This is a genomic window from Microbacterium mcarthurae (assembly GCF_046064585.1).
Lineage (GTDB): Bacteria > Actinomycetota > Actinomycetes > Actinomycetales > Microbacteriaceae > Microbacterium > Microbacterium mcarthurae.
In genome coordinates this window covers 461472-476441 of the sequence record NZ_JAROCE010000002.1, presented here as the reverse complement: position 1 = coordinate 476441, position 14970 = coordinate 461472, and the positions used below count along the sequence as shown (strand labels likewise).

At 66.9% G+C, this 14970-nt stretch carries 16 protein-coding genes; 13 read left to right on the top strand and 3 right to left on the bottom strand.

Translation table 11 applies throughout. The annotated features are described in order from the left end of the window. Positions 1 to 217: 217 nt before the first annotated feature. The 6 genes from rpsF to P5G46_RS08825 all read left to right on the top strand — a co-directional run bounded on the left by rpsF (position 218) and on the right by P5G46_RS08825 (position 3886). A complete protein-coding gene (rpsF, locus tag P5G46_RS08850; protein WP_128217400.1) occupies positions 218 to 610 on the top strand; it encodes a 30S ribosomal protein S6 in 393 nt (130 codons plus the stop codon). A 5-nt stretch (positions 611 to 615) separates the two neighbouring features. Then, positions 616 to 1122, top strand: coding sequence for a single-stranded DNA-binding protein (locus tag P5G46_RS08845; RefSeq protein WP_239277120.1), 507 nt, complete (start codon positions 616 to 618; stop codon positions 1120 to 1122). A gap of 101 nt (positions 1123 to 1223) precedes the next feature. After that, on the top strand, positions 1224 to 1478 hold the full coding sequence (rpsR, locus tag P5G46_RS08840; RefSeq protein ID WP_013584646.1) for a 30S ribosomal protein S18: 255 nt from the start codon (positions 1224 to 1226) through the stop codon (positions 1476 to 1478). A 10-nt stretch (positions 1479 to 1488) separates the two neighbouring features. Next, entirely contained in the window at positions 1489 to 1941 is a 453-nt protein-coding gene (gene rplI, locus P5G46_RS08835; protein ID WP_228161899.1) for a 50S ribosomal protein L9, read from the top strand. 261 nt (positions 1942 to 2202) lie between these two features. After that, entirely contained in the window at positions 2203 to 3462 is a 1260-nt protein-coding gene (locus tag P5G46_RS08830; protein WP_408905624.1) for an amidohydrolase family protein, read from the top strand. Beyond that, positions 3455 to 3886 carry a cupin domain-containing protein gene (locus P5G46_RS08825; RefSeq protein ID WP_408905492.1) on the top strand — a complete coding sequence of 144 codons (432 nt, stop codon included), beginning with the start codon at positions 3455 to 3457 and terminating at the stop codon, positions 3884 to 3886. Before P5G46_RS08830 ends, P5G46_RS08825 begins: the two co-directional genes overlap by 8 nt. Positions 3887 to 3979: 93 nt before the next feature. Here the strand turns inward: P5G46_RS08825 and P5G46_RS08820 are convergent, their stop codons facing one another. Beyond that, the gene (locus P5G46_RS08820) at positions 3980 to 5581 is read right to left on the bottom strand and encodes a hypothetical protein (protein ID WP_408905491.1); all 1602 of its coding nucleotides are present in this window, start codon (positions 5579 to 5581) and stop codon (positions 3980 to 3982) included. An 83-nt stretch (positions 5582 to 5664) separates the two neighbouring features. Then, entirely contained in the window at positions 5665 to 6732 is a 1068-nt protein-coding gene (locus tag P5G46_RS08815) for a hypothetical protein (RefSeq protein WP_408905490.1), read from the bottom strand. 590 nt (positions 6733 to 7322) lie between these two features. On the opposite strand from P5G46_RS08815, the gene dnaB reads away from it, so the two are divergent. The 6 genes from dnaB (at position 7323) to P5G46_RS08785 (ending at position 13087) form a co-directional block, all read left to right on the top strand. Next, positions 7323 to 8690 (top strand): replicative DNA helicase, encoded by a 1368-nt coding sequence (gene dnaB, locus P5G46_RS08810; protein ID WP_408905489.1) that lies wholly within the window; start codon positions 7323 to 7325, stop codon positions 8688 to 8690. A 213-nt stretch (positions 8691 to 8903) separates the two neighbouring features. Further along, positions 8904 to 9860: an SMODS domain-containing nucleotidyltransferase gene (locus tag P5G46_RS08805; protein ID WP_005054599.1), complete on the top strand. Its 957-nt coding sequence runs from the start codon at positions 8904 to 8906 to the stop codon at positions 9858 to 9860. A 2-nt stretch (positions 9861 to 9862) separates the two neighbouring features. Further along, positions 9863 to 10369, top strand: a complete 507-nt coding sequence (locus tag P5G46_RS08800) for a hypothetical protein (protein ID WP_005054597.1) — start codon at positions 9863 to 9865, stop codon at positions 10367 to 10369. 13 nt (positions 10370 to 10382) lie between these two features. Continuing rightward, on the top strand, positions 10383 to 11672 hold the full coding sequence (locus P5G46_RS08795; RefSeq protein WP_005054595.1) for a ThiF family adenylyltransferase: 1290 nt from the start codon (positions 10383 to 10385) through the stop codon (positions 11670 to 11672). After that, positions 11669 to 12190 carry a Mov34/MPN/PAD-1 family protein gene (locus P5G46_RS08790; RefSeq protein ID WP_052323164.1) on the top strand — a complete coding sequence of 174 codons (522 nt, stop codon included), beginning with the start codon at positions 11669 to 11671 and terminating at the stop codon, positions 12188 to 12190. The genes P5G46_RS08795 and P5G46_RS08790 overlap by 4 nt, the downstream gene beginning before the upstream one ends. A 165-nt stretch (positions 12191 to 12355) precedes the next feature. Continuing rightward, positions 12356 to 13087, top strand: coding sequence for a DUF6602 domain-containing protein (locus P5G46_RS08785; protein WP_005054591.1), 732 nt, complete (start codon positions 12356 to 12358; stop codon positions 13085 to 13087). On the opposite strand, the gene P5G46_RS08780 is transcribed toward P5G46_RS08785, so the two are convergent. Continuing rightward, a complete protein-coding gene (locus P5G46_RS08780; protein ID WP_005054589.1) occupies positions 13084 to 13407 on the bottom strand; it encodes a hypothetical protein in 324 nt (107 codons plus the stop codon). The two genes, P5G46_RS08785 and P5G46_RS08780, sit on opposite strands and share 4 nt — an antisense overlap. 332 nt (positions 13408 to 13739) lie before the next feature. On the opposite strand from P5G46_RS08780, the gene P5G46_RS08775 reads away from it, so the two are divergent. Next, positions 13740 to 14459, top strand: a complete 720-nt coding sequence (locus P5G46_RS08775; protein ID WP_005055286.1) for a TnsA-like heteromeric transposase endonuclease subunit — start codon at positions 13740 to 13742, stop codon at positions 14457 to 14459. The last annotated feature ends 511 nt before the right edge of the window (positions 14460 to 14970 follow it).

The following is a 14970-nucleotide window of genomic DNA, read 5'->3' as shown; positions in this document are numbered from 1 at the left end:
ATTCCGCCTTCCGTCGTCGCCCCACGCTACCGAGGGCGATGCTGCCGGCGCCGGGTCGGGACTCAGAACGCGGATTCCCGCCGACCCCCGGCATCCGTTAGACTACGAAGGTTGTCTGGCGACGCCCATGCGCGTGTAAGCCCGAGACGACGTGCAACACACCCTCCTGCTGCCGGGAAATGCCCGTCAGCCGTTCTAGTCCGAAGGAGGTGGGTTAGTGACGCACCAGTACGAACTCATGGTCATCTTCGACCCCGAGGTCGACGAGCGCCAGGTCGCTCCGAAGCTCGACGGGTTCCTCAAGGTCATCACCAACGATGGGGGAACCATCGACAAGGTGGATGTCTGGGGACGCCGCCGTCTGGCCTACGAGATCAAGAAGAAGAACGAGGGCATCTACGCCGTCGTCGACTTCACCGCCACGAGCGAGGCCACGCAGGAGCTCGACCGCCAGCTGAAGCTGAGCGAGCAGATCATGCGCACCAAGGTCCTCCGCGCCGAGGAGGCCATCGCGCAGGTCGCCGCCGAGGCGAAGCGCTCCGAGGAGAAGGCCGCCCGCAAGGCTGCCGCTCCCCGCAAGGTCGAGTCCGCCGAGAAGGCTGCGAAGTAACGACGATGGCCGGCGAAACCGTCATCACCGTCGTGGGGAACCTCACGGCCGACCCCGAGCTGCGGTACACGCAGAACGGGCTGCCGGTGGCGAACTTCACCATCGCGTCGACCCCCCGCACGTTCGACCGTCAGGCGAACGAGTGGAAGGACGGCGAGGCGCTCTTCCTGCGCGCCTCGGTGTGGCGCGAATTCGCCGAGCACGTCGCCGGATCGCTGACGAAGGGGTCCCGTGTCATCGCGACCGGTCGCCTGAAGCAGCGCTCGTACCAGGACCGCGAGGGCAACAACCGCACCTCCATCGAGCTGGAGGTCGACGAGATCGGCCCCTCGCTCCGCTACGCGACCGCGCAGGTCACCCGTGCCGCCTCTTCGGGCGGCGGCGGTGGCGGCGGACGCCCGCAGGTGCAGCAGTCGAACGACGAGCCGTGGTCGACCCCCGGGTCGAACCAGGGCGGCGGCGCCGACGCGTGGAGCACTCCCGGTTCCTACGGAGACGACACCCCGTTCTGATCTCGCTACGCCTCACGGCGTGACGACCCCCGAAATTCCGGATGCCGAGCCCGGGCGCCGCATGTGCCCCCGGCATCCGAAACCACACGAAAGAAGGAAGCATGGCTGGAAAGGCCACTGGCGACCGCCGCAAGCCGCGGAAGGGCGCGAAGAACGCAGCCCCCGCGAAGGCGATCCGCGTCGGCGTCATCGACTACAAGGACGTCGCGACCCTCCGCAAGTTCATCTCGGAGCGCGGCAAGATCCGCGCCCGTCGTATCACCGGTGTCTCCGTGCAGGAGCAGCGCCTGATCGCCCGCGCCATCAAGAACGCGCGCGAGATGGCTCTCCTGCCCTACGCCGGCGCCGGCCGCTAAGGAGCACCCGATGGCAAAGCTGATTCTCACGAATGAGGTCACCGGGCTCGGTAGCGCCGGTGACGTTGTCGAGGTCAAGAACGGGTACGCCCGCAACTACCTCATCCCCCAGGGCTTCGCTGTCGCGTGGACGCGCGGTGGCGAGAAGCAGGTCTCGTCGATCCGTGCCGCTCGCGAGAGCCGTGCGATCCACGACCACGAAGAGGCCGTGGCCCTGAAGAACACGCTCGAGTCCAACACCGTCAAGCTGGCCGTCAAGGCCGGTGCCGAGGGCCGTCTGTTCGGTTCGGTCAAGACGGGCGATGTGGCCGACGCGGTCAAGGCCGCCGGTCTCGGTGAGCTCGACAAGCGCAAGATCCAGATCACCTCGGCGATCAAGTCGGTGGGCGAGCACGAGGCGACCGTTCGCCTGCGTGACGACGTCACCGCCGTGATCACCCTCCAGGTGGTCGCCGCGAAGTAATTCGCTGCAGCAACGGCCCCGGTCCCGCTTCGGCGGACCGGGGCCGTTTCGCGTCTCCCTCACGGTTGGCGGCACGGGTTCGGCCTCGGGGCGCGATCTGTGCACCGGGGCGTCCATTGCGCGCCCCAACGCACGGAATCCGCCCCACACGGCCGGAGCGACGTCACCGACACATGCCCGTCACAACGCGCCCCTAGTCTGAGCGACGTGCAAGAACGGGCGGGGCGTGTCGTGCTGTATTCGGCATCCCTCGTCGTCCCGATGACCGCGCCTCCCATCGTCGACGGCGCGATCGCCGTGGCGGGCGGACGGATCCGGCACGTCGGCGACCGCGAATGGGTGCGGCACGAGCTGCGTCAGCGCGGCGTGGTCTTCGACGAGGTCCACTGGCCCGGCGTGCTCACCCCGGGTCTGGTCAACGCCCACACCCACCTGCAGTACACCGGGATGGCCGAGGTCGGGCGCGGTTCGTACACGGGGTTCGAGGATTGGGCCGCGGCTTTCCAGCCGGTCTACGAGTCGGGCCTCGATTGGGCGGCGGATGCCAGGAGGGGCGCCGCGCAGCTGATCGCCGCCGGCACGACCGCGGTGGCCGACATCGTCACCGATGTCGAGGCGGCGTCGGCGCTGCACGATGCGCGGCTGCACGGCATCACCTACTGGGAGGTGATGAGCTGGACGAACGCCGCGTGGGCCGAGCGGGGGAGGGCCGAGGTGGAGGCGCGGCTCGATTCGCTGCCGTCGCCCCCGGGCACGGGTCTCTCGCCGCACGCGCCGTACTCGCTCGACGTGGAGCCGCTGCTCGAGATCCCCGACATCGTGCGCGAGCGGGGGAGTCGGCTGCACATCCACCTGGGGGAGGCGGCGTTCGAACGCGAGCACGGCGAGGCGCTGCCGTGGCGCGAGCGTCGCCCCGCGAGCTTCCAGGCGCTGCGCGATGAAGGTTTCGGTACGGGTGCGACGGAGTTCGTCGATGAGCTCGGGGTGCTCGGACCCGACTGCCACATCGCCCATGGCGTCTACATGACCGCCCGCGATCGCGCGACGCTTCGGCTGCGCGGCACGACCGTGGCCCTGTGCCCACGGTCGAACGCCGTGATCGGGCTCGCCGAACCGCCCGTGGCCGCGTACCTCGTCGAGGGCAACGCGATCGCGGTGGGCACCGACTCGCTGTCGTCGTCCCCCTCGCTCGACCTTCTCGCCGATGTCGCGGCGCTGCACCGGCTGGCGCGCGCGCAGGGCTACGTGCACCGCGACCTGGCATCCCTCTTGCTGCGTGCGGCGACGCTGGGCGGGGCGCACGCGATGGGGCTCGACACGGGTCCCGATCGGACGGGCTACCTGTCGGTCGGTGCGGTGGCCGATCTGGCGTTCTTCGACGTCGCTCGCGGCGCCGTCGACGACATGATCGAGCATCTCGTGGTCGACGGCGCAGGGCGCGCGGCCGCGACGTTCATCGACGGCGAGGTGCGTTTCGCATCCGCCGCGTTCACACGAGAGACCGGAGTGCACGGTGACTGACGATCGCCCCACCACCGCCCGACTGCTCGACCTCGAGGAGCACCCGGAGGGCGGGTGGTTCCGTCGCATGTGGACGGGGACGTACGCGGTCGACACCCCCGCGGGCGAACGTCCGGCCGCGACGTGCATCCACTACCTGCTGACGCCCGGGGAGCACAGCGCGTGGCACGTGGTCACGAGCGACGAGGTGTGGTTGTGGCACGGCCCCGGCCGCCTCGAGCTGTCCTTCGGCGGAGACGCCACCGAACCGCACCTGTCCCAGACCGTGGTGCTCGGCTCCGACCTGGCGGCGGGGGAGCGGCTGCAGGCTACGGTCCCGGCGGGAGTGTGGCAGGCGGCGAGGCTCGTCGACGACACCGAGTGCGTGGTCAGCTGCCTCGTCTCGCCCGGCTTCAGCTTCGAGGATTGGCGCCTGGCCGACTGAACCCGAACACGCCAACACCGGATGCCATGCCCCCAATGAACAATGGCATCCGGTGCCCGGTCGGGAGAGGCCGAAGCCCCTCCCGACGCGGTGTCAGGCGGTGGCGCGGCGGCGGGCGATCACCGCTCCTCCGAGCCCGAGCATGATCAGCGCGACATTGAGCAGGCCCCAGGCCACGCCGGTCTCGACGCCGGTGGCGGCCAGAGCACGGTCACCGGATGCCATGGGGGCCATGGCCGAGACGGACGAGACGGAGGCGACCGACCCGGTCACGACCGAGGTGCCGGGGGTGCCAGGCTCGCCGGGGGTTCCCGGGGTGCCGGGGGTTCCCGGGGTGCCGGGGGTGCCGGGGGTGCCGGGGGTTCCGGGGGTGCCGGGGGTGCCGGGGGTTCCGGGGGTTCCGGGGGTGCCGGGGGTGCCGGGGGTTCCGGGGGTGCCGGGCGTTCCGGGGGTTCCGGGGGTGCCGGGCGTTCCGGGGGTTCCGGGGGTGCCGGGCGTTCCGGTCTCGGAGCCGACCGTGGTGCTGTCGCCGATCACCGACACGGCGTTGCCGCCGATCGTGATGGGCAGGTTGATCGGGGTGATCAGCTGGTTGCCGCCGAGGAGGCTGTCGCCACCGTCGGTGGTGATGTCGCCGAGGAGGCCGCCCGAGGTGCCGCCGGTGGTGGTGGCGTCCTCGGTGGTGCTGTCGCCGATCACCGAGATGGCGTTGCCGCCGACGGTGACGGGCACCGAGATGGGCAGCAGGGCCTGGTTGCCGCCGAGGAGGCTGTCGCCACCGTCGGTGGTGATGTCACCGAGGAGGCCGCCCGAGGTGCCGCCGGTGGTGGTGGCGTCCTCCGTGGTGCTGTCGCCGATACCGGAGACGGCGTTGCCGCCGACGGTCACGGGCACCGAGATCGGCAGGAGGGCCTGGTTGCCGCCGAGGAGGCTGTCGGTGCCGTCGGTGTCGACGTCTCCGGTGTGGCCGCCCGAGGTGCCGCCGGTGGTGGTGGCATCTTCGGTGGTGCTGTCGCCGATGACGGAGATGGCGTTGCCGCCGACGGTCACGGGGACCGAGATGGGCAGGTGGGCCTGGTTGCCGCCGAGGAGGCTGTCGCCCCCGTCGGTGTCGACGTCGCCGGTGTGGCCGCCCGAGGTGCTGCCACCGGTGGTGTCGGCGCCTTCGGTGTGGCTGTCGCCGATGACGGAGACGGCGTTGCCGCCGACGGTCACGGGCACCTCGACCGGGGCGACGACCTGGTTGCCGCCGCCGACGCTGTCGGTGCCGTCGGTCTCGACGTCACCGGCCGGTGCCGGCGCCGTCTCTTCCGCGGGCGCCGAAGTGCTGGCATCCTCGCTGTGGCTGTCGCCGATCACCGAGACGGCGTTGCCGCCGACGGTCACGGGTACGTCCACCGAGACGAGGCCCTGGTTGCCCGAGCCGATGCCGTCGCCGCCGTCGGTGGTGGCTTCCGGTGCGGGCTCGGACGCGGGCGCCGAAGTGCTGGCATCCTCGCTGTGGCTGTCACCGATGATCGAGACGGCGTTGCCTCCGACGGTGATGGGGAGGTCGACCGAGACGATCGCCAGGTCTCCCGAGAGGAGGCCGTCGGTGCCCGACGTCTCCGCGGCATGTGCCATGCCGGCCCCGACGACGGCCAAGCCGCCGCCGATCAACGCGCCCAGAATGGCGCGCGAGTAGATCTTGCGCATGAGAGTTCTCTCCTGAGGTGTGAATGAGGGTGCGCGGGAACGCGCGGGACCGTCTGCCGTGCCGGAGCACGACGCGGCCCGCCTCAGTCAGGGGAGACGTCGGTGGCGAAGGTGGGTGCGCCGGGGAGATCGTCGTCGACGAGGGCGCTGCGGAAGAGAAGGACGAAGGTCGCGGAGCCTGCGCGGTCGTCCAGGCGCGCTGCCGCGGGAGACCCGGAACCGGATGCCGCTGCCGCCGACGCCGATCCCGGAACAGCCTCGCCGAGGCCGTACACGACCGGCGCGGGGGCGGGCGGCGCCTCGGGGTGGGCGGACTTCTCGCCCGTGACGGTCGTCGACGATGCGGCGAACGCTTCGGCAGCGGCACGGATGCGCTCGGCCGGCGCGCGGTCGGCCGTCGGCGTGGCCACGGCGGGTACGGCGGCCTCCGCGGGCGATGTCACGTCGTGCGCCTCGGGGTGCGCGGGAACCGCGGGTCCGACCAGCGGCGGGATGCCGGGAGCGGGCGTCGCGGGAACCGAAGGGGTCACCGTGTCGACGACCTCGTCCACGACGTCGCCGGGGATGCCGGGAAGCAGCGGCCCCGTGGGATTCGGCGATCCGACCACGCCGGGAACGACCTCATCGACGGTGTCTGCGACACCCGTCAGCACGTCGTCCAGTCCCGTCTCCGCGACGATTCCGCCGACGACGGGCACCGAGACCACGGTCTCGACGACGGGGTCGACGATGGTTCCGACGACCTCCGCCTCGGCCACCTCCGACACCGTCTCGGTGACGGCGTCGATGGCTCGTCCGGCGGTGTCGTCGACGTGGTGGACCGTGGTGTCCACGGCATCCACCGTCGACTGGAAGACCTCGGTCACGGGTTCGGGAACGACCGCGGTGACGGGAGCCGCCACGGGTTCGACCACCTGGACGACGGATGCCACGGTCTCATCGACCCGTTCGACGACACCGTTGACCTTGCCCGTCGCGCCGCTCACCGTGTCGGTGACGGCGCCGAGCAGACCCGATCCCGAGTCGTCGTTCGCCGATGCCGAGGAGGTCGTCAACGACAGCGACAGGACCACCCAGGCGAGGGCGGCGAGGAAGGCCAAGCCGAGCAGGCGGAGCGCAGAGATCGCGCGGCGCCGGGCCGTGGCATCCATCTCAACTCCCCAAAGTCGATCGGCGGTGACCTATGCCGGGTGACTTTACGCGTCATCGAGGAGGCAGGGAAGAGTCACAGCGAATGCCCAGTTACCGGATGGTGTCGTCCGCGGAACCGGCCGACACGCCGCATGTGAACGTGACTTGACAGCACGCGGGGTTGTCAGTAGCTCGCGATGCGAGTTATCCCCGGAGTTGTACACACCTTTCTGTCAAGTCCGAGAACCTTCAACGTGTGGTTCAAACAGGATTCGCACAGGTTTCCTGTGGAGAGATAAAGTCCAGATCAGTGGGCTGATTACGATCCTGATTCCACATCATCCACGGAGTTCTCCACAGGAGTTGTGCACAGCTATCGCGGCGTTTCTCGCAAGCTGTCCACAAAGTTATCCACAGGTCTGTTTGCGTGGAGAAAGGGTCGTCCTTACCGTGGGTGCATCCCATCGGGCACACCCGTCACCACTCGCGCGTCGATGTCGGAGGTCGGTGACAGGATGCTGCCCGAGGTCGTCATCCCGAAGCGTCCGTTGCGTTCTGTGTGCGCGAATCGGCCGGTGGGGGAGTGCGTCCCAAACGAGAAGGAGAGCCTGTGTCGATTGCCGACATCGCCGAAGAGCGTCTCGGGGGGTCCCAGCGTCCGGAGCGCACGCCGCCGCACGACATGCTGGCCGAGCAGAGCGCCCTGGGCGGCATGCTGCTGTCGAAAGACGCCGTGGCCGACGTCATCGAGACCCTGCGCGGGCCCGACTTCTACGTGCCGAAGCACGAGCTGATCTTCGAGGCAATCCTCACGCTCTACTCGCACGGCGAGCCGACCGACGTCGTCGCGGTCACCGACGAGCTCATCAAGACCGGTGAGCTGCAGCGCGCCGGCGGTGCCGACTACCTGCACACGCTGACCTCGATCGTCCCCACGGCGGCGAACGCCGGGTACTACGCGTCGATCGTCGCCGAGCGGGCGCTGCTGCGACGTCTGGTCGAGGCGGGCACGCGCATCGTGCAGATGGGGTACGCCGGCGAGGGCGACCCGACCGAGCTCGTCAACAGCGCGCAGGCCGAGATCTACAACGTCTCGGGCGACGACAGCGCCGAAGACTACGTGCCGCTGACGGTGGCGGTGGATGCCGCGGTCGACGAGATCGAGGCCGCTCGCGGTCGTGACGGGTCGATGACCGGCATCCCGACCGGCTTCGCCGGGCTCGACCAGTTGACGAACGGTCTGCACCCGGGCCAGATGATCGTCATCGCCGCGCGTCCCGCCATGGGTAAGTCGACGCTCGCGCTCGACTTCGCGCGCGCCGCCGCCGTCAAGGCGAACTCGCCCACGATCTTCTTCTCGCTCGAGATGGGGCGCAGCGAGATCGCGATGCGTCTGCTCAGCGCCGAGGGCGCGATCCCGCTGCAGAGCATGCGCAAGGGAACCCTCGACTCTCGCGACTGGACGACGGTCGCGGCCACGCGCGGTCGCATCAATGACGCGCCGCTCTTCATCGACGACAGCCCCAACATGACGCTCGTCGAGATCCGGGCGAAGTGCCGTCGCCTGAAGCAGCGCGAGGGTTTAAAGATGGTCGTCATCGACTACCTGCAGCTGCTCACGAGCGGTAAGCGCGTCGAGTCGCGTCAGCAGGAGGTCAGTGAATTCTCGCGTGCGCTGAAGCTGATGGCGAAGGAGCTGCAGGTTCCCGTGATCGCGCTGTCGCAGCTGAACCGTGGTGCCGAGCAGCGTGCCGACAAGAAGCCGGCGCTGTCCGACCTGCGTGAGTCGGGCTCGATCGAGCAGGATGCCGACATGGTGGTGCTCTTGCACCGCGAGGCCGCGTACGAGAAGGACAGCCCCCGCGCCGGTGAGGCCGACCTGATCGTGGCGAAGCACCGTAACGGTCCGACCGACACGATCACCGTGGCGTTCCAGGGGCACTATTCGCGGTTCGCGGACATGGCGCCGGGGATGTGACACCTGATGTAGGTTCTCGGCGAAGATGGCGGATTCTCAGATGAAGTGGCGGACAAATGGCGGATCCGCCATGTTCCTGAGAACGCTGCATGTAGTCGGACGTGAGGGCGCCGAGTATGCGGGACGAGAGACGGCGACTCTTCCGCAAGATGTCCGAGGTCGGCCGTACGCTGAATCAGCGCCCGCACCCGGGCCGCTGGGGAGAGGTGCTCCATGACGGTTCTCGAGTCTTTCGCTACCCTGCAGTCGGTTGTCGACGCGGATGTGAAGGTCGTGCAGATTGCCCGTGACCGTCGCGACACCTTCACGTCCGCGTTGCTGACCGCGCCGGATGTGAAGGTGGTGTGGGGGTCGGGTTCGCTCGCCCGCAGCACCCAGCTGCAGCCGGTGCATGATGTGGATCTCGTGGTCGAGTTCGATCAGGACGAGCACCCGGACTGGGGCGAGGACGGGGGCTCTGCCGAAGAGGCGATCGAGCGTTGCCATGATCTGGTGAACGATCTCCTCTCCGTGTCCCACGGATCGCGCGCGCAGCTGGTGCGCCTGATCCGCACCGCCGACCGCAATCGCGCCGCGAAGTGTTTCGTCGATCCGCCGGAGCAGGACAACGCGTTCACTGTCGATGTGATGCCAGCGTTGCGACGTCCGGACGGGATCCTGATCCCGTTCAAGAAGGAGGAGCGCTGGTCGCTCGCAGACCCTGAGTACCTCATCAACGAGGTCGCACGGCGGCAGCAGGACTGGTCGTTGTTTCGCCCGCTGGTCCGGGTCCTCAAGTACTGGTCGCGTCAGCATGAAGATGTGACCGGCACGGTCAAGTCGCTCGTGATGGAGGTTCTCGCGTTGGACTGCCTGTCGGTGAGCAACAACCGACCCGAGGCGTTGAAGAACTTCTTCGTCAACGCCTCGACGCACTCCTTGCGCGTTGAAGATCCCGCGGAGCTCTCCGGGTTGATCCAGCCGAGTCTGGACGTGGCCGGTCTGCGCAGGTCCCTAGAGGATGCAGCAGCTGACGCCGTCGCGGCGCTTCGGGCCGTCGCCTCCAATGATCAGCCGGCCGCGACACGTCACTGGCAGTCCGTCTTCGGGACTGCGTTCCCGCTCGTACTGCCTCCCGGTGGAGCGGGAGAGACTGGGCCGCGTCCGGTTCGCGATTCCCCGCAGGGCTGACCTTGATCCTCCGCAGCTGGTGGGAGGATGACCCGGGTCGTCTCGCGCAGGAGATCGACGACATCGGTTCGGTGGCCCCCGCCCTCGAGTGGACGCCCGAAGGTGCCGGTCACTTCAGCGGCGCACTCCCGGTATGGCCATTCACACGACCCGAACCAGCCGGGCTGTCAAACCTCGTCGACCAGCCGCTGCGCGCGCGGGTCGCGTACGGGCACGGCTTCCCCGCGGTCCCACCAATCCTCTACCCTTTGGAACCGCAGCCCGACGTCACCCTGCGAAGCTTCACCCAGTACCACGTGCTCCCCAATGGCGGCCTCTGCCTGCTCCGTGATGCCGACCAGTGGGACCTCTTCTCGCGGACCAGCGATCTGATCCTGAAAGCGTCGGGATGGATGATCGAGTTCGCCCTGTTTCAGCGCGGCAAGATCCCGAACATGACAGTCAACGGCATCGTCACCGACGAGCAACTCGATCACTTGATCACCGCGACCGCGGAAGAGACAGCGTGACCGAGCACAGCGCATGAGTGGCGAGAACTGGCTGGTGCTGTTGCCCACCGAAGCGATGGAGGTCATCGACAAGTCGTACGCGTGGGGCAATCTCACCTGCCGTCTGTCCGCACCGGACAAGGCCGCCATAGTCGTCGCCCTCTCGAACGAAGACTCGGACCTCGTCCATCTCACGGAGGATCCCGACCACTTCCTCACGGTCGCCGACTTCAATCGCGTCGGCCACTGGTACCGAGTGCCGGCGGACGCCGCGTTTTGCGCGTACCTTCTCACCCACCAACACGCGACAATGCCCTTCGACGCCTTCCAGACCCTCGTCCCGCAGGCGATCGCACCGCTTCCCGGCCAATGGCACATCGCCGTGACCTTCTGTCCCGACCCTCCGGAGATCCGCGATGGGGAACGGCTTCCGGCCTGGTCGGCGTGGACGATCTCGAACGACACCGTCCGCCCCATTTCTTTGGACATCCAGGACGGAACCCAGCATGTGACCGCCCTTGGAAGCCTCTGGCCAACCAGCCTCCTCTCGACCTCGCGGGCGCTCCTGCTAGGCGCCGGCAGCATCGGAGGAGCCGCAGCCGAAGCACTCGCAAGCTACGGAGTTGGCCACATCGACCTGGTCGATCCTGACAAGATCCTCTTCCACAACGTTCCCCGGCACGTCCTCGCTGCCGCGAGCGTTGGAATGTCCAAAGTGGATGGATTAAAGGCATCCCTGAACAGGCAGTGGCCGGAAAGCAACATCAGCCCATGGCCCATCGACCTCACCGCCAACGCCAACATCACCCGACCCCTGATTGACGCCGCCGACATCATCATCTGCACCGTCGACGGAGTCGAACCCCGACGCGTCGCAAACTACCTTGCACGCCGTGCGGGCAAACCGATTGTGTTCGCCTGCGTCCTCGCCGACGGCAGATACGGAGAGATTCTGCGCATCCGTGCACTGCCCGAGGTCGGATGCCTCGACTGTCAGCGTCGATACATGCGCGACAACGGAATGATCGATCCCGAACCGAGCCTGGACCGAGGCTACGGGGACGGCACCCGACACAACCCGATGACCGCAATAGGTGGAGACCTTCACCTCGTTGGGAGCATCGCAGCGAAAGTCGCCGTCGCGACTCTCTTGCAAAACGCCGGTGAAGTCGATCAGACCCTCACCGATGACAACCTCGTCATCGCCCTCCGCCCATCACCCGGCTACGCCGCCCCCTTCGATGCGCGACGAGCACTCCACCCGCACTGGTCCTCCGCGACGCCCCCTTACCCGGACTGCCCCGCATGCCATCGCCACCCGTGAGCTGGACCGTCGGTATCACCCAGGGTGCGCTCACATCGATCAGAACGATCATCGCGAGAAGCGACCCCACGCTCGAAACCGGCGGTGCACTCTTCGGACACGAAAACGCCCTCGTCATTACATCCGCCTCCGCACCCGGTCCGAACGCCGTCCACCAACCCGGCTACTTCCTCCGTGACCTCGAATACACCCAACTCGCCGCGGACCGCGCCCACAAGGTCGACCGCTCACAATGGATCGGAGAATGGCACACCCATCCCAACGGTCCGCCAGAACCCAGCCCGCTGGATCTCAACACCTACATCTCCCACCTCGTCGACTTGGAACTTCGCTTCCATCGATTCATCGCGCTTATTGGGTCACCGAATCCCCGCCCGCACCTGAGCGTATGGGTGCTCGCGCAATCGCCAGACGGCATCGAACTCCACCGTGCCGCGCTCGCACTCACAGCAACCGATCAGGGCTCGCGGAACCAGATGCCACCCGGCGAAGCCACTGAAGTCCAACATCGAAGTTGAGGTTTCACCAGTACCGGCCGCTGCCCACATCATTGCTGACCGCTATGCGCGACGGGTAGAACTACGTCGTGGACCTACACAAAGCGCGTGGCGTCCGAACACGAACATTCGACACCATCCCCGCGGGCGATCTCCCAGCCGCGTCCATTGAAAGCGAGACCACCCATGTCCGAACCGTTCGACCTTGCCAAGGCATATACGGCGAAGCAGGACCACATGCTCACAGGGCTGGGGCTCATGCCGCAGTTCACAGATCATCCCGGCACCAAGGGTGACGCCACCGAGGAGCAATGGGTCAGCGTGCTCCGGGAGTTTCTTCCCCAGCGATACGGGGTCGGGCCAATCTTCGCAATCGACTCCCTCGGGCAACAGAGCGGACAGATCGACATTGCGATCTTCGATCGACAGTACTCGCCCCTTTTTTTCGAGCAGGGCGACGTCCGCTTCGTGCCGGTCGAGAGCTTGTACGCCGTTTGTGAGGTGAAGCCCAGAATGAACAAGGAGAACCTCGACTACGCCCGGGACAAGGTCGCCAGCGTTCGCCGACTTCACCGCACCTCAGCGGAGATCCGGCATGCAGGCGGTACGTATCCAGCTCAGGATCCGGAAGCCAAGCCGATCCTGGGTGTCTTTCTCAGCACGGATCTTGATTGGGGAGATATCCGCGGTGCTGCAGCTGTGGGCTCGATCACCGAGCCTCAGCCCACGGGGCTCGATCTCGGCATTGCTGTCCGAGGAGGCGCCTTCGATCAGACTGACGGGGTCGCGTACTCCCCAGGAGGACAGGAACTGATCTGGTTCGCGACGCGTCTGTATCGCGCACTTTCCCGGCTGGGAACAGCTCTAGCAATCGATCTGGATGCCTATTACGTTCCGCTGCAGTCCCCAGGCAGTTAGGAAGCCGTGCGCTCGGCCGATGCGGCTTCCCGGTCGGCGGCGTAGCGTCGCGCGGCTTCCCACCAGTAGTTGTCACGGATCCGGTAGAGCAGGGTCCGCTCTCCGGGCACGCGTCCGACGAACTCAAGGAAGTGTGCGTCGCGGAGCTTGTGGATCAGTGGGTGGACGATGCTCCCCAACAGTCCAGTCGCTTCGACGATCTGCTTGGGAGAGAAGGTGTCGCCTTCGAGGGCGGCGATCTCTATGACGACAGCGTTCATGTAGCTGTTGCCGAAGAACAGCCGCGACTCCGCTGGTGCGATCGGCTCCACTATCGTCATGCCCCGAGTTTCGCATACGTCACCGACGTCCGGCACGTGCGCGAGGTGATTCCGAGGCGACTTCCTTCCCGGTGTTGTCTATCTGACGTACACAACTTGATTCTGGTCGTTTCGAGAGTACAGTGAATGTGACATTCACTAGAACGTACGTCACGTAGTACGTAATTGACCGATTCGCAAGAGCAACTCGGTATGACGTGTGTTACGTATTCGTGGTGGTTTCGTGCATGGATGCACGCGTGTGTGGGCGCCCATGATGGCGACATGTTCACAAACCGCCGGACCGCAGGGGCTGGTTCGTTTCCGTTGTCGTACCAGGGAGCGTCGGGGCTGTGACCGGGCTGGCGTCGACGGTTCAGATTCGCAGGTCAGACGATCACGTCGATGTCATCGCCTTGAATGATGTTCGTCTTCGTCAGTTCGATACCGCGGTGCCGTGGCGGGAGTTTCGTTGGTACCGCAAGCAGCGACACTTCTCCGGCTCGTACTGGTCGGCGACGATGGAGGCCCCGGTGGGGTACGAGTCGCGGTTGGAGTATGTGAACCTGCTGCTGGCCGACTTCGACCCGCGGGTGGTGTGGATCCTCTCGCAGCCGTTTCTGCTCGACGGCGATGATCGCGGCACGCGCCGCAAGCACGTCCCGGATTACCTGTTCGTCCACGCCGATGAGTCGGGGTGCGTGGTTGATGTGAAGCCGGCTGAGAAGTTGTCACGCCCGAAAGTGCGCGATTCTCTGGGATGGTCGCGGCGCGTGATCGAGGGGCACGGCTGGGAGTACCGGGTGCAATCCGAGCCCGATCCTGTCGTGCTGGCGAACGTGCGGTTCCTCGCCGGGTATAGGCGGCGCTTCCAGTTCCTCGAGTCCGAAGTCGATGGCGCAGCAGAGTTGCTATCCACTCCGGTCACATTCGGCGAAGCGGTGCGAGCTGTCACGGCGATCACTGCCGATCCGCGATTGGCTCGGTCCGTTGTGTTGCACCTGATGTGGACGCGGCGCCTGCACACGGACCTCACCCGCGTGCTCGACATCACCAGCCTCCTGGAGACATGAGTGTCGAGCGCGACGATCCACACACCCGCAGATCAACGAGAAGGGAAACGCGTCCGATGAAGAACACCTGGAAGGTCAGCCCGGGGGCCCAGATTGCCTACGACGGAAAGATGTGCACGGTCGCGGAGATCGGTGATGGCGCCGTCATCGTCCGCACCGCGGATGGGCGCACTCGCCGTCTCCGCATGATCGATGTGCTGCAACCGGAGTCGGAAGGCGGCAGAGTGCACGTGCCAGGCAGGGTGGGCGACGACGAGCAGACGCAACCTTTGATGCTTGTCTGGTCGGACGCAACCCAGTCCGCTCAGGCGGGTGCTCACCATCGGGCGGATCACGTCCGTGAGGTGCTCACGGGATACCGGTCGGGCAGTCGTGAGGTCGCCCGAGAGGGCGAGCCACGACTGGAGTACCACCCGCAACGGCCGCTCCGAGAGCGACAGAAGGCCAAGGCCAAAGAGCTCGACATAGGCCTACGGACCCTGGAGCGATGGGTCTCCCGGTATCGAGACAC

Bases quoted from the DNA above. Each gene is read 5' to 3' on its own strand.
- P5G46_RS08780 (WP_005054589.1), bottom strand. From the start codon at position 13,407: ATGACGATAGTGGAGCCGATCGCACCAGCGGAGTCGCGGCTGTTCTTC.
- P5G46_RS08795 (WP_005054595.1), top strand. From the start codon at position 10,383: ATGAGTGGCGAGAACTGGCTGGTGCTGTTGCCCACCGAAGCGATGGAG.
- P5G46_RS08820 (WP_408905491.1), bottom strand. From the start codon at position 5,581: ATGCGCAAGATCTACTCGCGCGCCATTCTGGGCGCGTTGATCGGCGGC.
- P5G46_RS08785 (WP_005054591.1), top strand. From the start codon at position 12,356: ATGTCCGAACCGTTCGACCTTGCCAAGGCATATACGGCGAAGCAGGAC.
- P5G46_RS08815 (WP_408905490.1), bottom strand. From the start codon at position 6,732: ATGGATGCCACGGCCCGGCGCCGCGCGATCTCTGCGCTCCGCCTGCTC.
- P5G46_RS08805 (WP_005054599.1), top strand. From the start codon at position 8,904: ATGACGGTTCTCGAGTCTTTCGCTACCCTGCAGTCGGTTGTCGACGCG.
- P5G46_RS08830 (WP_408905624.1), top strand. From the start codon at position 2,203: ATGACCGCGCCTCCCATCGTCGACGGCGCGATCGCCGTGGCGGGCGGA.
- P5G46_RS08845 (WP_239277120.1), top strand. From the start codon at position 616: ATGGCCGGCGAAACCGTCATCACCGTCGTGGGGAACCTCACGGCCGAC.
- rplI (WP_228161899.1), top strand. From the start codon at position 1,489: ATGGCAAAGCTGATTCTCACGAATGAGGTCACCGGGCTCGGTAGCGCC.
- rpsR (WP_013584646.1), top strand. From the start codon at position 1,224: ATGGCTGGAAAGGCCACTGGCGACCGCCGCAAGCCGCGGAAGGGCGCG.